A 17,886-nucleotide genomic window follows, 5' to 3' on the forward strand; every position below is an offset into this window, starting at 1 on the left:
GTCAGGCAGGTGGCTGCATGCCGGCCGACAGGGCCAGATAGGGGTTCGCATCTGCATAGGGGATCACCACCCGAACCGGCCCGTCTGCATAGGAGGCTACTTCATAGGGGTTGTACAGCAGCACGAGCCCCTCCGCTTCAAAGCCTATAGTATCCGGCAGGCGGAACTGGTTGTCTTCGAACATAAAACCCGTACTATTGATCTCCGCATCGGATGCGATTCCCTGGGAATCCCGGAAGGCAGCTTCCGCCAGGGCCTCCAAACCCGGCAGGTCCCGGAACAATTCGCGGTTGTCGAGCTCCCGGGCGGACTTCTTGTCAAAATTCAGGTACCGGGTGCGGGTAAACCCGTGGGCACCCCCGGTAAAGATGTAACCGTCGAGTTTCAGGCTCAGCAATTCGTCGCTTTCCAGGGCCACGACGCCTTCCACGGTTGCCTCCCACCCGATAGCCTCGTCCGGGAATTGTTCCCTGAGATTTCGGTAACCGGCCCCGAAAGCGCGGATGGCTTCCGGGATATCGCTGGCCCCGGATACCTCGTCGTAGTCCAGCCATTCGATAACCTCTTCCCGAACGCTCCGGTTAACGGCCCGGCCCAGGGCTTTCTCCTCCGATGCCTCCGGCACGTACACCCGGACCGAAGGACAGTCGGCGCACACCTGCCCGAGGTATTCCCGGGGGGTAAACCCGAGTGTTTCCGGCTCCTGGCAACCGGCGGGGACGAGGATCAGTAAGATGGCTGTAAATACCCGGGCAAGCCGGCGGACAGGCCTTTCCTGTATCGGGGCGAGGGTTGTTTTCATATCGGTTATCCGGTTGTTCCCACAAAAATACGATTTCCCCATCGTTAACGTGCCATTCGCCGCCGGACGCAGTTGTTTTCGCTGGCAGGAAGTGCTAGCTTTGCCTCAAGAGCCAGAAATTCATGAAAAAAGACCTTCGTTTCAATTCGCGAACCATCCACGGCGGACAGCACCCGGACAAAGCTTACGGTGCGGTAATGCCACCCATTTACCAGACTTCCACCTATGCCCAATCGTCCCCCGGACAGCACCAGGGCTACGAGTACTCCCGCAGCGGCAACCCAACGCGCCATGCCCTGGAGGAATCCCTGGCGAGTATTGAAAACGGCCGGTTCGGGCTGGCTTTCGCCAGTGGCCTGGCGGCCATGGATGCCGTGGTGAAGCTCTTAAAGCCGGGCGACGAAGTCCTGGCGACAAATGATTTGTACGGCGGCAGTTACCGGTTGTTCCGCAAAGTCTTCGAGCCCCTGGGGATCCGTTTTCGCTTCCTGGGCATGCAGGATGCCGAAGCCGTCGCTTCGGCAATTGGGCCTGAAACCCGTTTGGTTTGGGTGGAAACCCCGACCAATCCGATGATGCAGGTGATCGATATCGCGGCCGTGGCGGAAAGCTGCCGTTCCCGGGGCGTTCTTCTGGCGGTGGACAATACCTTTGCCACCCCCTATTTACAGCGCCCGCTGGAGCTCGGGGCGGACATTGTCATGCATTCCGCGACCAAGTATCTGGGGGGGCACAGCGATGTGGTGGCCGGCGGCCTGGTGGTTAAAGACAAAGAACTGGCAGACCGGTTGTATTTTATCCAGAATGCCAGCGGGGCCGTCTGCGGTCCGATGGACAGCTTCCTGGTGTTACGGGGGATCAAGACCTTGCATGTGCGGATGCAGCGCCACTGCGAGAACGGCCGGGCCGTAGCCGAATTCCTGGCGGGCCACCCCGGGGTGGAACGGGTCTACTGGCCGGGTTTCCCCGACCACCCGAATCACGATATTGCCGCAAAACAGATGACCGGGTTTGGCGGGATGATTTCCTTTGTGCCACGGGGAGCCCGTTTTGAGGATGCGGTCCGGATTGTCGAAAACCTCCGGGTTTTCACCCTGGCGGAGTCGCTGGGCGGAGTGGAGAGCCTGGCGGGTCATCCGGCAAGCATGACGCACGCCAGCATCCCCAAGGATGAACGCGAGAAAAGCGGGGTAACCGATTCGCTGATCCGGCTCAGTGTGGGGATCGAGGATGCGGCCGACCTGACGGAAGATCTGGAAAGGGCGCTGGCGGCCATGAATCGGGATTGAAAGATTTGTAATTGAAGCCGCTGTGACGCGCTTCGATTGACGATTTTGTAAAAATATATGGGTCAGATTATGAAAAACCCATAATTTTGCGCGTATATTTTTGATTCAACAATCTCAGAAATTAATCATATGGCTGATTATAAAGACAAAATTGATGCCTTTATGGAGGAGGTTACCTCCCGGAACGGGCACGAGCCGGAATTCATCCAGGCCGTTCAGGAAGTAGCCGAAACGGTTATTCCCTACATCGCCGAACAGGAAATTTACAGCGGGAAGAACATCCTGCTGCGCATGGTGGAACCCGAACGGTTGATTTCCTTCCGGGTAGCCTGGGTGGACGACGACGGGGAAATCCACGTAAACCGCGGCTACCGGATCCAGATGAACTCGGCTATCGGACCATACAAAGGCGGCCTGCGTTTCCACCCTTCCGTTAACGCCAGCATCCTGAAATTCCTCGCCTTTGAACAGGTATTCAAGAACAGTCTCACCACGCTCCCGATGGGCGGGGGCAAGGGGGGCTCGGATTTTGACCCCAAAGGCAAGTCGGACGATGAGGTGATGCGCTTCTGCCACGCCTTCATGACGGAGCTTTGCCGGCACATCGGCCCGAATACTGACGTCCCCGCGGGGGATATCGGGGTAGGTGCGCGGGAAATCGGCTTCCTGTTTGGAATGTATAAGAAAATCCGCAACGAATTTACCGGTGTCCTCACCGGGAAAGGGCTCTCCTGGGGCGGCTCCAAGATCCGGCCGGAAGCCACGGGCTACGGCACAGTGTATTTTGCACAAAACATGCTCGAAACCCGAAACGACAGCATCGAGGGTAAAACGGTTGCGGTTTCGGGCTCCGGGAATGTGGCGCAATACGCAGCCGAGAAGGTATTGCAACTCGGCGGCAAGGTAGTAACCCTTTCGGATTCCGGGGGGCACATCCACGATCCGGACGGGATCGATGCGGAGAAACTCGCCTGGGTGATGGATTTGAAGAACAACCGGCGTGGCCGCATCTCCGAATATGTGAAACAATATCCGGGGGCAAGCTACCACAAAGGGAAGGCACCCTGGCATGTAGCCTGCCAGGTAGCCCTGCCGTGTGCCACACAGAATGAGCTGAACGGGGAGGACGCCAAAACGCTGATTAAAAACGGATGTATCTGCGTGGCAGAGGGCGCCAACATGCCCTCGACCCCGGAAGCGATCCACGCTTTCCACGACGCACGCATCCTCTTTGCACCCGGGAAGGCTTCGAATGCCGGCGGGGTGGCAACGTCCGGTCTGGAAATGAGTCAGAACTCCCTCCGCATCAGCTGGACGCGTGAAGAGGTGGACCAGCGCCTGAAAGGGATCATGTCGGATATCCACGACTCCTGCATTGAATACGGCAGGGAAGACGACGGATACTGCAACTATGTGAAAGGGGCCAATATCGCCGGCTTTGTCAAAGTTGCCGATGCCATGCTCGCCCAGGGGGTAATCTGACCGGACCTGGAAAACGGAACTCACAAACGCCTTTCCGGCCCAGTGCCGGGAAGGCGTTTTTTCTCTGGAAGGGGGTCCCTATATTTACGCCTCCATAGCGACACCCATGCCAACCTCCACCAAAGCCATCGTCCTGAGTTCCCTGAAGTACGGGGAATCCAGCCTGATCGTCAGGATGTATACGGAGGCCTCCGGCCGGCAAACCTATATGCTGAAGGGGATCCTCAAGCGGCGCAAGGGCGGGTTGCGACCCGGGTTTTTCCAACCGCTGACCCAACTGGAAATCGTGTCGGGAACGGTGCGTCCCGGCAGGCTGGGCTACCTCCGGGAGGCGTTGATCGCCTACCCGTATGCCACAGTCCACAGCGACATCCGCAAAGGGGCCATAGCCCTTTTCCTTTCCGAAGTACTCTCCGAGAGCATCCGGGAAGAGGAGACCAACCCGGAGCTCTTCAGCTACCTGGAACACACGCTCCAGTGGCTCGACCAGCACCAACGAATAGCCAATTTCCACATCCGTTTTCTGATGGGCCTGACGCGGTACCTCGGGTTCTATCCGGACCAGACGGACAGCCATGCCCCGTATTTTGACCTCTCAGAAGGAGCCTACTGCAGCAAGCCCGGCCTGAACCCCGTTCTGGCAGACGGGAACCTGGAAGCATTCAGGAATATTTTAGGCACAAATTTTGATGCAATTCACACGGTTGAATTGACACAGGCGGAGCGGCGCGAATTGCTGAATTCACTGATCCTGTACTATGAGATTCACCTTCAGGGATTCAAAAAACCACGTTCGTTAACGGTACTCGATGAAGTTTTTTCCTAACCGACCCATTCCAATCTGGCTCCTTTTTCTTTGGGCACCCCTGTTTATGGGCGCCCAGCAAATTACCATCCTGGATCGCGAAACCGGCGAACCGGTTGCGGATGTTGCGGTGTTTAACGCCCAGCGCAGCACGTCTGCCATCTCGGATGCCTCCGGGCAGGTGCCGATTTCGGGATTCGGGATGCGGGAACGCATCTTTTTCAGGCATATCGGCTACCAGCCCCTGAACCTTACCCGGAGGGCAATCGAGAACCAGGGGAACCGGGTGTATCTGGAAGTACAGGCCGAACAGTTACAGGAAGTGGTCATGTCCGTTTCCAAATGGCAGCAGCAGAAGCGGGAAGTCCCCCAGAAAATCGAAACGATCGGGGCGGCAGACGTCGCTTTCGGGAACCCCCAGACCGCTGCAGACCTGTTGCAGCAATCCGGTAAAATATTCGTCCAGAAAAGCCAGTACGGGGGCGGGAGCCCCATGATCCGGGGGTTTGCAACCAACCGGGTGCTGCTTGCCGTGGACGGGGTGCGCATGAACAATGCGATTTTTCGCGGGGGCAACCTCCAGAATGTCCTGTCCATCGACCCCTTCGCGGTTCGGAAAACCGAGGTGCTGTTTGGACCGGGATCGGTGATTTACGGCAGCGATGCAATTGGGGGCGTCATGAATTTCTACACCCGGGATGCGCTGCTTTCCCCGGGGGATTCCCTGATGGTGGCCGGCAGCCTGGAATACCGGACCGCCACGGCCTCCGGCGAACATACGGCCCATGGCCGGGTCAACCTCGGGTTCGAAAACTGGGGGATGCTCACAAGCCTTACATACAACCATTTCGGCGACCTGCGGATGGGCAGCCACGGGCCGGATTCTTACCTGAGGCGCCGCTACGTGGTGACGGAAGGGGGTACGGATCGCCTGGAAGACAACCCGAACCCGCTCCGCCAGGTACCCAGCGGATACGATCAGGTAAGCCTGATGCAAAAATTCCGGTATAAGCCGGCCCGCCAATGGGACTTCAACCTGGGGGTGCACTTTAGCGAAACCTCGGACTATGCCCGGTACGACCGCCTGATCCGCCCGGATTCCGACGGGGACGGCCTCCGGTCTGCCGAGTGGTATTACGGCCCCCAGAAATGGTTTATGGGGAATATCCGCATGGCCCATACGGGGGGGAACAAGTTTTACGAGGGCATGAAACTCAGCGCGGCCTACCAGTTTTTTGAAGAGAGCCGCAACGACCGGGATTTCGGGGAAGACATCCTGTATTCCACCCGGGAACGCGTGGGGGCCTACTCCCTGAACCTGGATTTTGAAACCCGTAAGGTCGGCGACCTGCGGTTGTACTACGGGGCCGAGTATATCGGGAATTCCGTCCGGTCCGACGGATCGGAGACCAACGTGCAGTCCGGTGTGCGGGATGGAGGCGCTTCCCGCTACCCGGATGGTTCCTCCTGGCAAACGGTGGCGGCCTACGTCAACGGGTCGTATCGGTTCAAGCCCAACCTGACGCTGCTGGCTGGGATGCGTTACAGTCACGTCTGGATCGATGCGGAATTCGACCCGACCTATTACGACTTCCCTTTTGAGGATGCAAACCTGGACAACGGGGCGCTCACCGGCAGCCTGGGAATCAGTTGGTTCCCCGGGAGGAATACCCAGGTCACCCTGAACGGTTCTACGGGTTTCCGGGCGCCGAACATCGACGATATCGGGAAGATATTCGATTCGGAGCCCGGTTCGGTGGTAGTGCCGAACCCGGACCTGGAACCCGAGTACGCCTACAACGCCGAATTGGGGGTGCGGCAGAATATCCGGGACCGGCTGGTTGTCAAAGGCTCGGTTTACTACACTTATCTGGTAGACGCGCTGGTACGGCGGGATTTCACCTTTAACGGGGAACGCACCATCCCCTACAACGGGGAACCCAGTAATGTACAGGCCATCCAGAATGCGGCCAAAGCCTATGTATACGGGGTGGAACTCGGTTTCGACGCCTCCCTGGCGGAACACTGGAGCCTGCTGGGCAACTACACGATTACCGAAGGGGTTGAGGAAGAGGAGGACGGCAGCGAGTCGCCCGCGCGGCATGCAGCCCCGGATTTTGCAGACCTGCACCTGGTCTATAGCAAATACCCGCTTAAGGCGTCCTTCTTCCTGAATTACAACGGGGAAGTACCCTTCGAGGACCTGGCCTTTTCCGAACGTAGCAAAACCTTTATTTACGCGTCGGATGCCGGGGGCAATCCCTTCAGCCCGGCCTGGTATACGCTGAATTTCCGGTCTTCCTATACCTTTCCGGGCGATTACCGCCTGACCCTCGCGGTAGAAAACCTCACAGACCAGCGCTACCGGCCGTATTCCTCCGGGATCGCAGCGGCCGGCATCAACGTCATTGCCGGGTTGTCCATGCGGTTCTAAAAAAAACCCGGGACCTGAAGGTTCCCGGGGTATTTAAATGGCGTTGGCTTCCACCGACATACAATTAGTTGTCGTCCACCGCGTCTTCCAGTTCCTCGCCGGCTTTCCGGATGCCTTCGCCTACTTTTTGGGCGCCCTCCTTCATGCCTTCACCAACCTCCTCGGCGCCTTCTTTCAGCTCTTCGCCGGCTTTTTCCATGGTATCCATGGTGTTCTCCAGGCCTTCGCGGATTTCATCGCTGTTCTCCTTGAGGTTTTTGCCGGCTTGTTCCAGGGATTCACCCACGGACTCGGCAGCTTCCCCTGCCTTCTCGGGGGTGTCGCGGCAACCGGTCATCAGACCCCCGGCCAGGGCAACTATCGCAAATGGTATCAGTAACTTTTTCATGATTTTAGTGTTTATGGTTCCTGCTACTATATACGGTTCCGGGCCCGTATTTGGATGCGCTGTGGTTGCCCGGCCCCGGCCCGCATCCATTTTCAGCCGGTTCAGGAACCGTCCTTACGGCTAAATTCACTAATTTTGCGCACTTTAACCGCACGATACAGCGCTCCGGATATGAAGAAGTTCAACGAGCACAAGCAACTGGACCTGCCCCGGGAAGCCGCGGAAATCCGCCGCTTCTGGAAGCAACACGACATCTTTGAAAAAAGCGTGTCCACCCGGGCCGATGGGAAACCGTTTATTTTCTACGAGGGCCCCCCTTCCGCCAACGGGATGCCGGGAATCCACCATGTGATGGCGCGGACCATCAAGGATATCTTCCCGCGGTATAAAACCATGAAGGGTTTCCAGGTAAAGCGGAAGGCCGGCTGGGATACGCACGGCCTCCCGGTGGAACTGGGCGTGGAGAAGGAGCTGGGCATCACCAAGGAGGATATCGGCACCAAAATCTCCGTTGAGGCATATAACGAAGCCTGTAAAAAGGCCGTGATGCGGTATACGGATGTCTGGAATAACCTGACCGAGCAGCTCGGCTACTGGGTGGACATGGAAGATCCCTATGTCACCTACAAGTCCAAATACATGGAAACCGTATGGTGGCTGCTAAAGCAAATCTACGATAAGGGGCTGATCTACAAAGGCTACACCATCCAGCCGTATTCCCCCAAGGCCGGAACGGGCCTGAGTTCGCACGAACTGAACCAGCCGGGGACCTACCAGGATGTGACGGATACCACGGTGACGGCACAGTTCCTGACGGTACCCGAAACCCTGCCGGATTTCCTTAAGGAAGCGGGGAAACCGGTTTATCTGCTGGCCTGGACCACTACCCCGTGGACGTTGCCTTCGAATACGGCCCTCACCGTGGGCGCCGATATCGATTACGTCCTGGTGGACACGTACAACCAGTACACTTTTGAGCCGACGCGGGTGGTGTTGGCAGAAGCCCTGGTAAGCAAGCAGTTTGGACCGAAATTCGAGGCGCAGGAGGCCGGGGAAGACCTGCCCGCTTACGACGGCAGCTCAAAAAAAGTCCCGTACAGGGTGTTGAAGTCGTTCAAGGGGAAGGAGCTGTTGGGAATCCGTTACGAGCAATTGCTCGACTACGCCCAGCCCTATCAGAACCCGGAAGATGCTTTCCGGGTGATCAGCGGGGACTTTGTCACTACCGAGGACGGAACGGGGATCGTCCATACGGCCCCGACTTTTGGGGCAGACGACATGCAGGTGGCCCGCGAAGCGAATCCGCCCATTCCCCCGATGCTCGTGTTGGACGAGCAGGGGAACCCGGTGCCGCTTGTGGACCTACAGGGGCGGTTCCGCCCGGAGATGGGGGACCTTGCCGGGAAATACGTAAAAAACGAATACTACGACGACGGGGAGGCCCCTGACCGCTCTGTGGACGTGGAAATCGCCATCCGCCTGAAGGAGGAGAACAAGGCCTTCAAGGTGGAAAAATACACGCACAGCTACCCGAATTGCTGGCGTACGGACAAGCCGATACTCTATTACCCGCTGGACTCCTGGTTTATCCGGATCACCGAGGTTCGCGACCGGATGTACGAACTGAACCAGGAAATCAACTGGAAACCCCGGGCCACCGGGGAAGGCCGGTTTGGCAACTGGCTGGCATCCGCCAACGACTGGAACCTGTCCCGCTCCCGGTACTGGGGGATTCCGCTGCCCATCTGGCGGACGGAAGACGGGAAAGAGCAGCGCATCATCGGCTCGGCGGCCGAGCTGAAGGAAGCGATCGGGGAGGCTGTGGCAGCCGGTATTATGGAGGCCGACCCCTTCCCGGATTTTACCCCCGGGGACTTGTCCGAGGAGAATTACGAACACATCGACCTGCACAAGAACAAGGTAGATCCGATTGTGCTGGTGTCCCCCTCCGGGAAACCCATGCGGCGCGAAGCGGACCTGATCGACGTGTGGTTTGACAGCGGCTCCATGCCCTATGCCCAGTGGCATTACCCGTTTGAGAACGCCGACCTGATCGACCAGGGGGCCTGCTTCCCGGCGGACTTTATCGCCGAGGGCGTAGACCAGACCCGCGGCTGGTTTTACACGCTCCACGCTATCGGCACGCTCGTATTCGATTCCATCGCTTATCGGAACGTGCTGTCCAACGGCCTGGTCCTGGACAAAGAGGGCAAGAAAATGTCCAAACGCCTCGGCAATGCCGTAGACCCGTTCCAAACCATGGACGACCACGGGCCGGATGCGACCCGTTGGTACATGATTGCCAACGCGAACCCCTGGGACAACCTGAAATTCGACATGGACGGCATCCTGGAGGTAAAACGCAAGTTTTTCGGGACGCTCTACAACACGTATTCCTTCTTTGCGCTCTATGCAAACATCGACCGGTTTACCTACGGGGAACCCGAGGTGCCCTACGTGGAACGCCCGGAAATCGACCGCTGGATTCTCTCGGAACTCAACACGCTTATCCTGAAGGTTGACGAGGCTTACGCCCAGTACGAACCCACCCGGGCAGCCCGGGCCATTTCGGACTTTGTCCAGGAAAACCTCAGTAACTGGTACGTTCGCCTCTGCCGGCGCAGGTTCTGGAAGGGGGAATACGGCCCGGATAAGATTTCCGCCTACCAGACCCTGTATACCTGCCTAGAAACTGTCGCGGCCCTGATGGCCCCCATTGCCCCGTTCTACTCGGACCGGCTCTACCAGGACCTTACCGGGGGAACCTCCCGGGAGGCGGCGGAAAGCGTCCACCTGGCCCGATTCCCCGAGGCGGATACCGGCCTGATCGACAAGGCCCTGGAAGACCGGATGGAGAAGGCCCAGACCATTTCCTCCCTGGTGCTTTCTATCCGGCAGAAGGAGAAGATCAAGGTGCGGCAACCGCTTCAGAAAGTGATGATCCCCGTGTTGGATCAGGCGCAGCGCCAGGCCATCGAGGCCGTATCCGACCTGATCCGGTCCGAGGTAAATGTCAAGGAAGTAGAATTGCTGGACGACGCCTCGGGAATCCTGGTGAAACGGATCAAACCGAACTTTAAAACCCTGGGCCCCCGGTTCGGCAAGGACATGAAAGCCATTGCCGGGGCGGTATCCCGTCTCGGGCAGGAGGATATCCAGAAAATTGAACGGGAAGGCGAAATTGTGCTTGAACTGGAAAATAAAAACATTATATTACAGTTACAAGATGTTGAGATCAGTTCCCAGGATATCGAAGGTTGGCTTGTGGCCTCCTCGGGCCCGATTACGGTGGCCCTCGATATCACCATCGACGAACAACTCCGGAAGGAAGGTATTGCGAGGGAGCTGGTCAACCGAATCCAGAACCTCCGGAAAGAGTCCGGCTTTGAGGTGACGGACCGGATTGACATAAAAATTTTAAAAGACGAAACCATTGAGAATGCCGTAAGGAGCAACCTGCAGTACATCAAATCCGAGACCCTCACTGCCCACCTGCAGTTCGAGGAACAGCTGGATGAGGGTACGGCGATTGCATTTGATGAAATCAACACGAAATTGCACATCCAAAAACACTGAGATTATGGCACAAGAAGATATCAAAGTTCGCTACTCGGATAAGGACCTGGAGGAATTCCGCGTGCTCATTGAGCAAAAGATCGAAAAGGCCAAGAGCCACCTGGAGCTCCTCAGGAGTTCCTATATGAATGACGGCAACAACGGGACGGACGACACGTCGCCCACCTTCAAGGCGTTTGAGGAAGGGTCGGAAACCATGAGCAAGGAAGCCAACACCCAGCTAGCCATCCGGCAGGAAAAATTTATCCGGGACCTGAAAAACGCCCTGTTGCGCATCGAAAACAAGACCTATGGCATTTGCCGGGTTACGGGCAAGCTCATCAATAAGGAACGGCTAAAACTCGTACCCCATGCCACGCTCAGTATCGAAGCGAAGAACATGCAGAAATAACCGCAAACGCCCTCCGGGGCGTTTTTTTGGCTACCTGCTCCTGGTTTTGATCCTGCTGGGGGGAGCCGGGATGCCGGGTGCCCTCGCCCAGAAACGCGTTGTAAAAACGCTTCTGGAACCGGAAATCCGGGACATCGCAATCGACGGCAGCCAGTGTTTTGCCATCTCCCTGGAAACCGCCCGCACCGACCGGGTCACCGTGGAGGCGAGCATGGAGGGGGAGTACCAGAGCGAGGTAGTTGTCCAGACGGAAAATGCCGGGAGCACGCTGATGATCCGGACGGGTTTCACCCCCGGTTTTGACTACCCCAACGACAAACTCGGCGCCCATAAGGTGCTCTCTGTACGCCTCCGGGTGGTCCTGCCCGAAGGCCAGCGGGTACGGCTTTCCGCCGGTCGGTGCCAGGTGGAGGCTTCGGGCAGCTACGAGCTGCTCGATGTGCATATCGAATCGGGGGGGTGCCGGATGGACCACCGGGCCACCACTACCCGCGTACAAACTTTTTCGGCCCCGATCACTGCCCGCATCGAAGAAGGGGATGTCTCGGCGGAATCCCGTCACGGTAAGGTCCGCGTCGATCCGATTCCCGGCGGCGACCCGAGCTATGAGCTGAAAAGCCACCTCGGGGATATCCGGGTGCATGCCGGCCGCTAAACCTTCAGGTGGAAAACCCCCCGGGTTTCCATATAATCCCTATTTTTGCCCCTATCAATTAGGCAGGATGCACCTGAAAAAATCCCTCTTCCTGGTCGCGGCGGTCCTGATCGTCGATCAGATCAGCAAAATCTACGTAAAAACCCATTTCCACCTGGAAGAATCCGTGGAGGTGTTTTCGTGGTTCAAAATTTACTTCATCGAAAACGAGGGAGCCGCCTGGGGGACCAAGCTCAGTGACATATTCCCCGTTTCCGAACGGAAAGCCAAACTCTTCCTGACACTATTCCGCTTACTGGCCATCGCGGGAATTGGCTACTGGTTGTGGGACCTCCTGAAGAAGCAGGCCAACCGGACCCTGGTCCTGGCCGTCAGCCTTATTTTCGCCGGGGCCGTGGGCAATATCATCGATTCGGTTTTCTACGGGGTGCTCTTCGACCACAGCTACGGGCAGGTGGCCACCTTTCTGGCAGAGGATAACTACGACAGCCTGTTCTACGGCAAGGTGGTGGACATGCTTTATTTCCCGATCATCGACAGCCGGTGGCCCGAATGGGTCCCCTGGCTGGGCGGCGATTCCTTCCGCTTTTTTGCCCCTGTGTTCAATATCGCCGATACGGCCATCAGCACCGGTGTCGGCATCCTGCTTGTCTTCAACAAAAAAGCGTTTTCCCCTGCCGGGGATGCTACGGCCCGGGAGGTGCAATAAGGCGGGGGGTTAAGAAGAAGCGTATGAAACGGCAGGAATCGATCTATTGGGAAGGAAGCGATCTAATCGTAAGAAAGCCGAGATTCGAACCTGCTTCAGCCCGCGCAATCAGAATTCATAAATAGTTTCCGGGGTAACGGCATAGTGCATCTGCAGGTCGCCGTCGTGCAGGTCTTCGATGGCAGGTACCGGGCCAAAGAACGACAAGCCGATCCGCAGGGCATCTTCCCGGCAATGCTGCAGGAAACGGTCGTAGTATCCCCCGCCGTAACCCACCCGATGCCCGCCGGCGTCAAATGCGAGCAGGGGGATAAAAACCACGTCCAGGGACTCCGGCGGAACTTCTTCCGCGCCTTCGGGTTCCGGAATCCCCCAGGGGCTCGTTATAAAGCGGGTTTCCGGGGTGGTCAGGTAGTGCTTGAGTTCCCCCTTGCCGACAACCCGGGGGATGACGATCTCCTTGCCCCGTTTCCGGAGTTCCGCTTGCAGGTAAGCCGTGTCGATTTCCTTTTTCGACCGGATCGGCAGGAAGAGGTGAAACCGGGTTTTCCCGGAGACAGGCAAATGAAAAACCCGCTCAGCAATTGCCTTGCTGGCGGCTTGATAGGTAGTGTCTGCTAGATTTTGCCGGAGTTGCAAAAAGTTCAATCGAAGCTCATTTTTCAACATCGCCCGTCGATTAAACGCCTGTTGTGGGGTGGGGGAGCATTTAATACAACTAGTCCTTAGCGGAAACCGCAAGGTAGATCTTGAAAAACAGCATCAATATGAGGTACATCCCCAGCGTAACGAGGTAATTATCCATATAAATGCCCGATTTTGACGCTTTAAAAATAAGTAAAAAAATCATCAGGGAAACTTTAAACGGTAATAATTTATCGATGAAATGCACAATTTTGACATTATTTTAACTTTTATGTGTGTAAAACAACACTTTTAAGGCCGTGCGCCATTCAATTCTCTGATCCTGAAGCCATGCCGGCTGTTTATCCTGAATATATTCCTGCCCTGTGCAAACTCCATGCAGTCCTTCCCATGCCCCTGCCCGGGAATGCAGGGCCGGAATTTCCGCCAGCCCGATTCCAGGACCCGGTATCCCGGCGAAATCTAAGGAGCTGTGAATTGGCCGAACCGTATCCATCTAAAATTGCCGGAAGCGTATCTTTGTAAGGAAAGCCGAGCAATGAGCCAAACCCCGCTGGAAATCCAATTGAAAACGCTGCCCGAAAGCCCGGGGGTGTATCAATTCTATGACGCAGACCAGCGAATGCTCTACGTCGGGAAAGCCAAGAACCTGAAGAAACGGGTCGGCTCCTACTTTACCAAGAAGCACGACAGCGGGAAGACCCGGGTACTCGTGAAAAAAATCCGTTCGATCCGGCATATCGTTGTGCCCACCGAATCGGATGCGCTGTTGCTCGAAAACAACCTGATCAAGGAACACCAGCCCCGGTACAACGTGCTCCTCCGGGATGATAAGTCCTATCCCTGGCTCTGTATCAAAAACGAACGCTTCCCCAGGATTTTCCCAACGCGGAACCGGATCGAAGACGGGTCTGAATATTTCGGGCCGTATACTTCCATGAAAACGGTGCGGGCACTCCTGGAGCTCATCCGGAGCGTCTACCCCCTGCGCACCTGCAACTACGACCTGGCCGCGGAGAAGATCCGGGACGGAAAGTACAAGGTATGCCTGGAATACCACCTGGGGAATTGCCTGGGACCCTGCGAAGGGTTGCAGGACGAGGCCTCCTACATGCGGCAGGTAGACGATATCCGGCAGATTATCCGGGGGAATTTCGGTTCGTCCCTTCAGTATTTCCGGCGCAGGATGAAGCAGCTGGCCGGGGAGACGCGGTTTGAAGAGGCCCAGCAGATCAAGGAGAAGGTGGAAATCCTGGAGAATTACCAGTCAAAGTCCACGGTGGTCCACCCCAAGATCACGGATGTCGATGTGTTTTCGATTGTGTCGGACCCCACCCATGCCTATGTGAACTACATGCAAATCGCCCACGGCCTGGTGGTCCGATCCCACACCATCGAGATAAAGAAAAAGCTCGAGGAGTCCGACGAGGACCTGCTGGCCCTTGCAATCGTCACACTCCGGGAGCGCTTCGGTTCGGATTCCGAGGAAGTCTACCTGCCCTTTGAAGTGCCGGTGGCCGGCCCGGTGCGGGTTACGGTGCCCAGCCGGGGCGACAAGCGCAAGATCGTGGAGCTATCCCTGCGCAACGCGAAGTTCTTCCGGCAGGAACGCTTTAAGCAGATCCGGATTACGGACCCGGACCGGCACGTGAACCGGCTGATGGAACAGATGAAGAAGGACCTGCGCCTATCGGAGGAGCCCCGGCATATTGAGTGTTTCGACAACTCGAATATCCAGGGGAGCAATCCCGTGGCGGCCTGCGTGGTGTTCCGGGACGGAAAGCCCTCGAAAAAGGAATACCGGCACTTCAATATCCGGACCGTGGAGGGACCGGACGATTTCGCATCGATGACTGAAGTGGTCCATCGCCGGTACCGGCGGATGCTCGACCAGGGGGACTCCCTGCCGCAACTCATCGTGGTCGACGGGGGAAAGGGCCAGCTGTCTGCCGCGCTGAAGAGCCTCGACGTACTCGGGTTGCGGGGGACCATTGCCATCATCGGGATCGCCAAACGGCTCGAGGAGATCTATTTCCCGAAGGATCCGATCCCGCTCTATCTGGACAAAAAATCGGAAACCCTCCGCGTTATCCAGCAACTGCGCAACGAGGCGCACCGGTTCGGGATCACCCACCACCGCAAGAAGCGCAGTATGGCGGCCATCAGCTCGGCCCTTGAACAGATTGACGGGGTGGGCGAAAAAACGGCCCGGCAGCTCCTGAGAAAATTCAAATCCGTAAAGCGGATACGGGCGGCTTCCGAGGCGGAACTCGCAGCCGAAGTAGGGCCTTCAAAAGCCCGGAAAATCTATGAAAGTTTGCGCGAATGAAGTACCTTCACACCATGCGCCCTCTGCCTATTATCTGCCTCTTACTGCTGGGTTTGGTCACCGGATTCGCCCAGGAAAATACTCTGGATGGAGACCTGAAGGTCGGGTTGGTCCTCAGCGGGGGCGGGGCCAAGGGGCTCGCCCATATCGGGGCGCTGCGGATGATCGAGGAGGCGGGTGTCCGGATTGACTATATCGGCGGTACGAGCATGGGGGCGATTGTCGGGGCGCTATATGCCTCCGGGTACTCGGCCCGGAAACTGGACTCCCTTTTCACAAATACGGATTTTACCAACCTCATCCAGGACAACCTGCCGCGAAGCGCCAAATCCTTTTACGAAAAAGAGGATACGGAGCGGTACGCCCTCACCCTGCCATTCACGGGCTTTAAAGTGTCTTTTCCTCCGGCGATTTCGGGGGGTCAGAACATCTACAACGAATTGGTGCAGGCGCTCTATCACGTAAAGGACGTGGAGGATTTCAGCCGCCTGCCGATCCCCTTCTTTTGCATCGCCACCGACGTGGAAACCGGGGAGGAAATCCTGCTGGACAGCGGTTACCTGCCGGAAGCGATCATGGCCAGCGGCACCTTTCCCTCCCTCTTTGAACCTACGGAGGTAGACGGGCGGATCTTAATCGATGGGGGCGTGCTCAACAACTACCCGGTGGACGAGGTCCGGGAACGTGGGGCCCAGGTGGTAATCGGGGTGGATGTGCAACACGGGCTCCGCGACCGGGAGGCGCTTTTGTCGGCCACGGAGATCCTCCTGCAAATCAACAATTACCGGACGGTCGGGAACATGGAGGAAAAAAGGGCGCGCACGGACATCTACATCAAGCCGGATATCCAGTCGTATTCCGTAATCGATTTCGGCCTGCGCGACACGATCATCGCCTCCGGGGTAAAAGCCGCCAAGAAACAATTCGACGAACTCCGCCGGGTGGCGGCCCGCCAAACCCGGAAACCCAGTCGCCGCCCGAACCTGCCTGTTGCGGATTCCATCGTCATCAACCGCCTGCTCATTACGGGGAACAACAACTACACCAGGGGATACGTCAAGGGAAAACTCCGCTTTGACCTGGCCGAGCCCATCCCCTTTGAGAAACTGCAACAGGGGATCAGCAACCTTTCCGCCACCGGAAACTTCAAGACGATCCGCTACAAACTGGTGTCCAACGGCCTGGGCCAGGACCTGATCCTGCAGTTGCAGGAAAACCCGACCAAGACCTTTATACGTATCGGGGCGCACTACGACGACCTCTACCAGAGCGCTGCCCTGATCAACCTGACCCGGAAGAGCTTCCTGTTGGATGATGACGTGGGTTCCCTGGACGTGATCCTGGGAGACAACATCCGGTACAACGCCGAGTACTACGTGGACAAGGGCACCTACTGGAGCTTCGGGCTGAACTCCCGCTTTAACGGGTTCGACCAGGAGATCAACTACGACCTGATCCGCAGCAACTTTGACGTGCCGGACGACGAGAACATCAACAACATCAACCTGGAGGTGGTCGACCTGACCAACCAGTTGTACCTGCAAACGGTGCTGCGGGAGGAATTTGCCTTTAGCCTGGGGTTGGAGCACAAGCTTTTAAAATATTCCACGGAGACCCTGAACCGGGTTCAGGAGCCCGGGGAGAACCCCCCGGCGCCTCGCGGCGGGCGGGTTTATTTTGAAAACAGCAATTATTTCAGCACCTACGGCAAACTGACCCTGGACACCTACGACGACCGGTATTTCCCCACACGCGGCCTGTACTTTGACGGGGATTTCCACTTCTATATCCTCTCTTCGGACTTTACGGGCAATTTCAAGGAGTTTTCCATCGCCAAGGCCCGGATGGGAACGGCCTTTCCGCTGGCGGGGAACCTGAGCCTGAACCTGGAGACCGAAGGCGGCTTTAAACTGGGGACCTCCAATGTTTCTACCTTCGATTTTGTCCTCGGGGGATACGGGAGCAGCCTGATCAACAATTTCACACCCTTTCTGGGCTATGACTTTCTGAGCCTGCCGGGCAACAGCTACGTGAAGGCCTATGCACGCGCCGACTGGGAATTCACCCAGAAAAACCACCTGCTGTTTGCCGCCAACTACTCGAACGTAGCCGACGACCTCTTCCGCACGGGCGATTGGTTTACGGCACCGGATTATTCGGGTTACGGCCTCGGGTACGCCTGGGAATCTTTTTTCGGCCCGGTGCAGGTGCTTTATTCCTGGTCGCCGGAAGGCAAGGACAATTTGTTCTTTGTGAGCATCGGTTACTGGTTCTGAATCCGGTGGCCGGCCAGCCGTGCGGTTGAAACGCAGCGTCTTTTTTACGATATTTGCAAAAAGCACAATATGAAGGGCAAACGGATCGATATCAGCTCCCACCTG

General features: G+C 57.1%; 13 protein-coding genes. 10 read left to right on the forward strand and 3 right to left on the reverse strand.

All coding sequences use genetic code 11. The annotated features are described in order from the left end of the window. Position 1: 1 nt before the first annotated feature. The gene (locus RB2501_RS04365; protein WP_015753538.1) at positions 2-802 is read right to left on the reverse strand and encodes a DUF3298 and DUF4163 domain-containing protein; all 801 of its coding nucleotides are present in this window, start codon (positions 800-802) and stop codon (positions 2-4) included. A 122-nt stretch (positions 803-924) separates the two neighbouring features. Between RB2501_RS04365 and RB2501_RS04370 the strand changes: the two genes are divergently transcribed. The 4 genes from RB2501_RS04370 to RB2501_RS04385 all read left to right on the forward strand — a co-directional run bounded on the left by RB2501_RS04370 (position 925) and on the right by RB2501_RS04385 (position 6,812). Further along, complete coding sequence (locus RB2501_RS04370; protein WP_015753539.1) at positions 925-2,091, forward strand: cystathionine gamma-synthase; 1,167 nt, start codon at positions 925-927, stop codon at positions 2,089-2,091. A gap of 129 nt (positions 2,092-2,220) precedes the next feature. Continuing rightward, a complete protein-coding gene (gdhA, locus tag RB2501_RS04375; protein WP_015753540.1) occupies positions 2,221-3,573 on the forward strand; it encodes an NADP-specific glutamate dehydrogenase in 1,353 nt (450 codons plus the stop codon). A 106-nt stretch (positions 3,574-3,679) separates the two neighbouring features. Continuing rightward, on the forward strand, positions 3,680-4,399 hold the full coding sequence (recO, locus tag RB2501_RS04380) for a DNA repair protein RecO (protein ID WP_015753541.1): 720 nt from the start codon (positions 3,680-3,682) through the stop codon (positions 4,397-4,399). Continuing rightward, entirely contained in the window at positions 4,383-6,812 is a 2,430-nt protein-coding gene (locus tag RB2501_RS04385) for a TonB-dependent receptor plug domain-containing protein (RefSeq protein ID WP_041326987.1), read from the forward strand. The genes recO and RB2501_RS04385 overlap by 17 nt, the downstream gene beginning before the upstream one ends. A 64-nt stretch (positions 6,813-6,876) precedes the next feature. Here RB2501_RS04385 and RB2501_RS04390 read toward each other — a convergent pair whose 3' ends face one another. After that, entirely contained in the window at positions 6,877-7,200 is a 324-nt protein-coding gene (locus tag RB2501_RS04390) for a DUF4175 domain-containing protein (protein WP_148214290.1), read from the reverse strand. A 171-nt stretch (positions 7,201-7,371) separates the two neighbouring features. On the opposite strand from RB2501_RS04390, the gene ileS reads away from it, so the two are divergent. From ileS to RB2501_RS04410, 4 genes are all read left to right on the forward strand, one after another. Then, positions 7,372-10,776, forward strand: coding sequence for an isoleucine--tRNA ligase (gene ileS / locus RB2501_RS04395; RefSeq protein ID WP_015753544.1), 3,405 nt, complete (start codon positions 7,372-7,374; stop codon positions 10,774-10,776). A gap of 4 nt (positions 10,777-10,780) precedes the next feature. Further along, positions 10,781-11,167 (forward strand): TraR/DksA family transcriptional regulator, encoded by a 387-nt coding sequence (locus RB2501_RS04400; protein ID WP_015753545.1) that lies wholly within the window; start codon positions 10,781-10,783, stop codon positions 11,165-11,167. After that, a complete protein-coding gene (locus RB2501_RS04405) occupies positions 11,127-11,822 on the forward strand; it encodes a DUF4097 family beta strand repeat-containing protein (protein ID WP_148214291.1) in 696 nt (231 codons plus the stop codon). The genes RB2501_RS04400 and RB2501_RS04405 overlap by 41 nt, the downstream gene beginning before the upstream one ends. A 67-nt stretch (positions 11,823-11,889) precedes the next feature. Next, a complete protein-coding gene (locus RB2501_RS04410; protein WP_015753547.1) occupies positions 11,890-12,531 on the forward strand; it encodes a lipoprotein signal peptidase in 642 nt (213 codons plus the stop codon). 108 nt (positions 12,532-12,639) lie between these two features. Here RB2501_RS04410 and RB2501_RS04415 read toward each other — a convergent pair whose 3' ends face one another. Further along, positions 12,640-13,200 carry a 5-formyltetrahydrofolate cyclo-ligase gene (locus RB2501_RS04415; RefSeq protein ID WP_015753548.1) on the reverse strand — a complete coding sequence of 187 codons (561 nt, stop codon included), beginning with the start codon at positions 13,198-13,200 and terminating at the stop codon, positions 12,640-12,642. Between the two features lie 514 nt (positions 13,201-13,714). Between RB2501_RS04415 and uvrC the strand changes: the two genes are divergently transcribed. Together uvrC and RB2501_RS04425 are read left to right on the forward strand one after the other, a co-directional pair. Then, positions 13,715-15,505, forward strand: coding sequence for an excinuclease ABC subunit UvrC (gene uvrC, locus RB2501_RS04420; RefSeq protein WP_015753550.1), 1,791 nt, complete (start codon positions 13,715-13,717; stop codon positions 15,503-15,505). Beyond that, positions 15,502-17,781, forward strand: a complete 2,280-nt coding sequence (locus tag RB2501_RS04425) for a patatin-like phospholipase family protein (RefSeq protein ID WP_015753551.1) — start codon at positions 15,502-15,504, stop codon at positions 17,779-17,781. The genes uvrC and RB2501_RS04425 overlap by 4 nt, the downstream gene beginning before the upstream one ends. Positions 17,782-17,886 lie beyond the last annotated feature (105 nt).

This window comes from Robiginitalea biformata HTCC2501 (assembly GCF_000024125.1).
Lineage (GTDB): Bacteria > Bacteroidota > Bacteroidia > Flavobacteriales > Flavobacteriaceae > Robiginitalea > Robiginitalea biformata.

What these genes read in the sequence shown, in the direction of transcription:
- RB2501_RS04365 (WP_015753538.1), bottom strand. Translation starts at nt 802, where the DNA reads ATGAAAACAACCCTCGCCCCGATACAGGAAAGGCCTGTCCGCCGGCTT.
- RB2501_RS04370 (WP_015753539.1), top strand. Translation starts at nt 925, where the DNA reads ATGAAAAAAGACCTTCGTTTCAATTCGCGAACCATCCACGGCGGACAG.
- gdhA (WP_015753540.1), top strand. Translation starts at nt 2,221, where the DNA reads ATGGCTGATTATAAAGACAAAATTGATGCCTTTATGGAGGAGGTTACC.
- recO (WP_015753541.1), top strand. Translation starts at nt 3,680, where the DNA reads ATGCCAACCTCCACCAAAGCCATCGTCCTGAGTTCCCTGAAGTACGGG.
- RB2501_RS04385 (WP_041326987.1), top strand. Translation starts at nt 4,383, where the DNA reads ATGAAGTTTTTTCCTAACCGACCCATTCCAATCTGGCTCCTTTTTCTT.
- RB2501_RS04390 (WP_148214290.1), bottom strand. Translation starts at nt 7,200, where the DNA reads ATGAAAAAGTTACTGATACCATTTGCGATAGTTGCCCTGGCCGGGGGT.
- ileS (WP_015753544.1), top strand. Translation starts at nt 7,372, where the DNA reads ATGAAGAAGTTCAACGAGCACAAGCAACTGGACCTGCCCCGGGAAGCC.
- RB2501_RS04400 (WP_015753545.1), top strand. Translation starts at nt 10,781, where the DNA reads ATGGCACAAGAAGATATCAAAGTTCGCTACTCGGATAAGGACCTGGAG.
- RB2501_RS04405 (WP_148214291.1), top strand. Translation starts at nt 11,127, where the DNA reads ATGCCACGCTCAGTATCGAAGCGAAGAACATGCAGAAATAACCGCAAA.
- RB2501_RS04410 (WP_015753547.1), top strand. Translation starts at nt 11,890, where the DNA reads ATGCACCTGAAAAAATCCCTCTTCCTGGTCGCGGCGGTCCTGATCGTC.
- RB2501_RS04415 (WP_015753548.1), bottom strand. Translation starts at nt 13,200, where the DNA reads ATGTTGAAAAATGAGCTTCGATTGAACTTTTTGCAACTCCGGCAAAAT.
- uvrC (WP_015753550.1), top strand. Translation starts at nt 13,715, where the DNA reads ATGAGCCAAACCCCGCTGGAAATCCAATTGAAAACGCTGCCCGAAAGC.
- RB2501_RS04425 (WP_015753551.1), top strand. Translation starts at nt 15,502, where the DNA reads ATGAAGTACCTTCACACCATGCGCCCTCTGCCTATTATCTGCCTCTTA.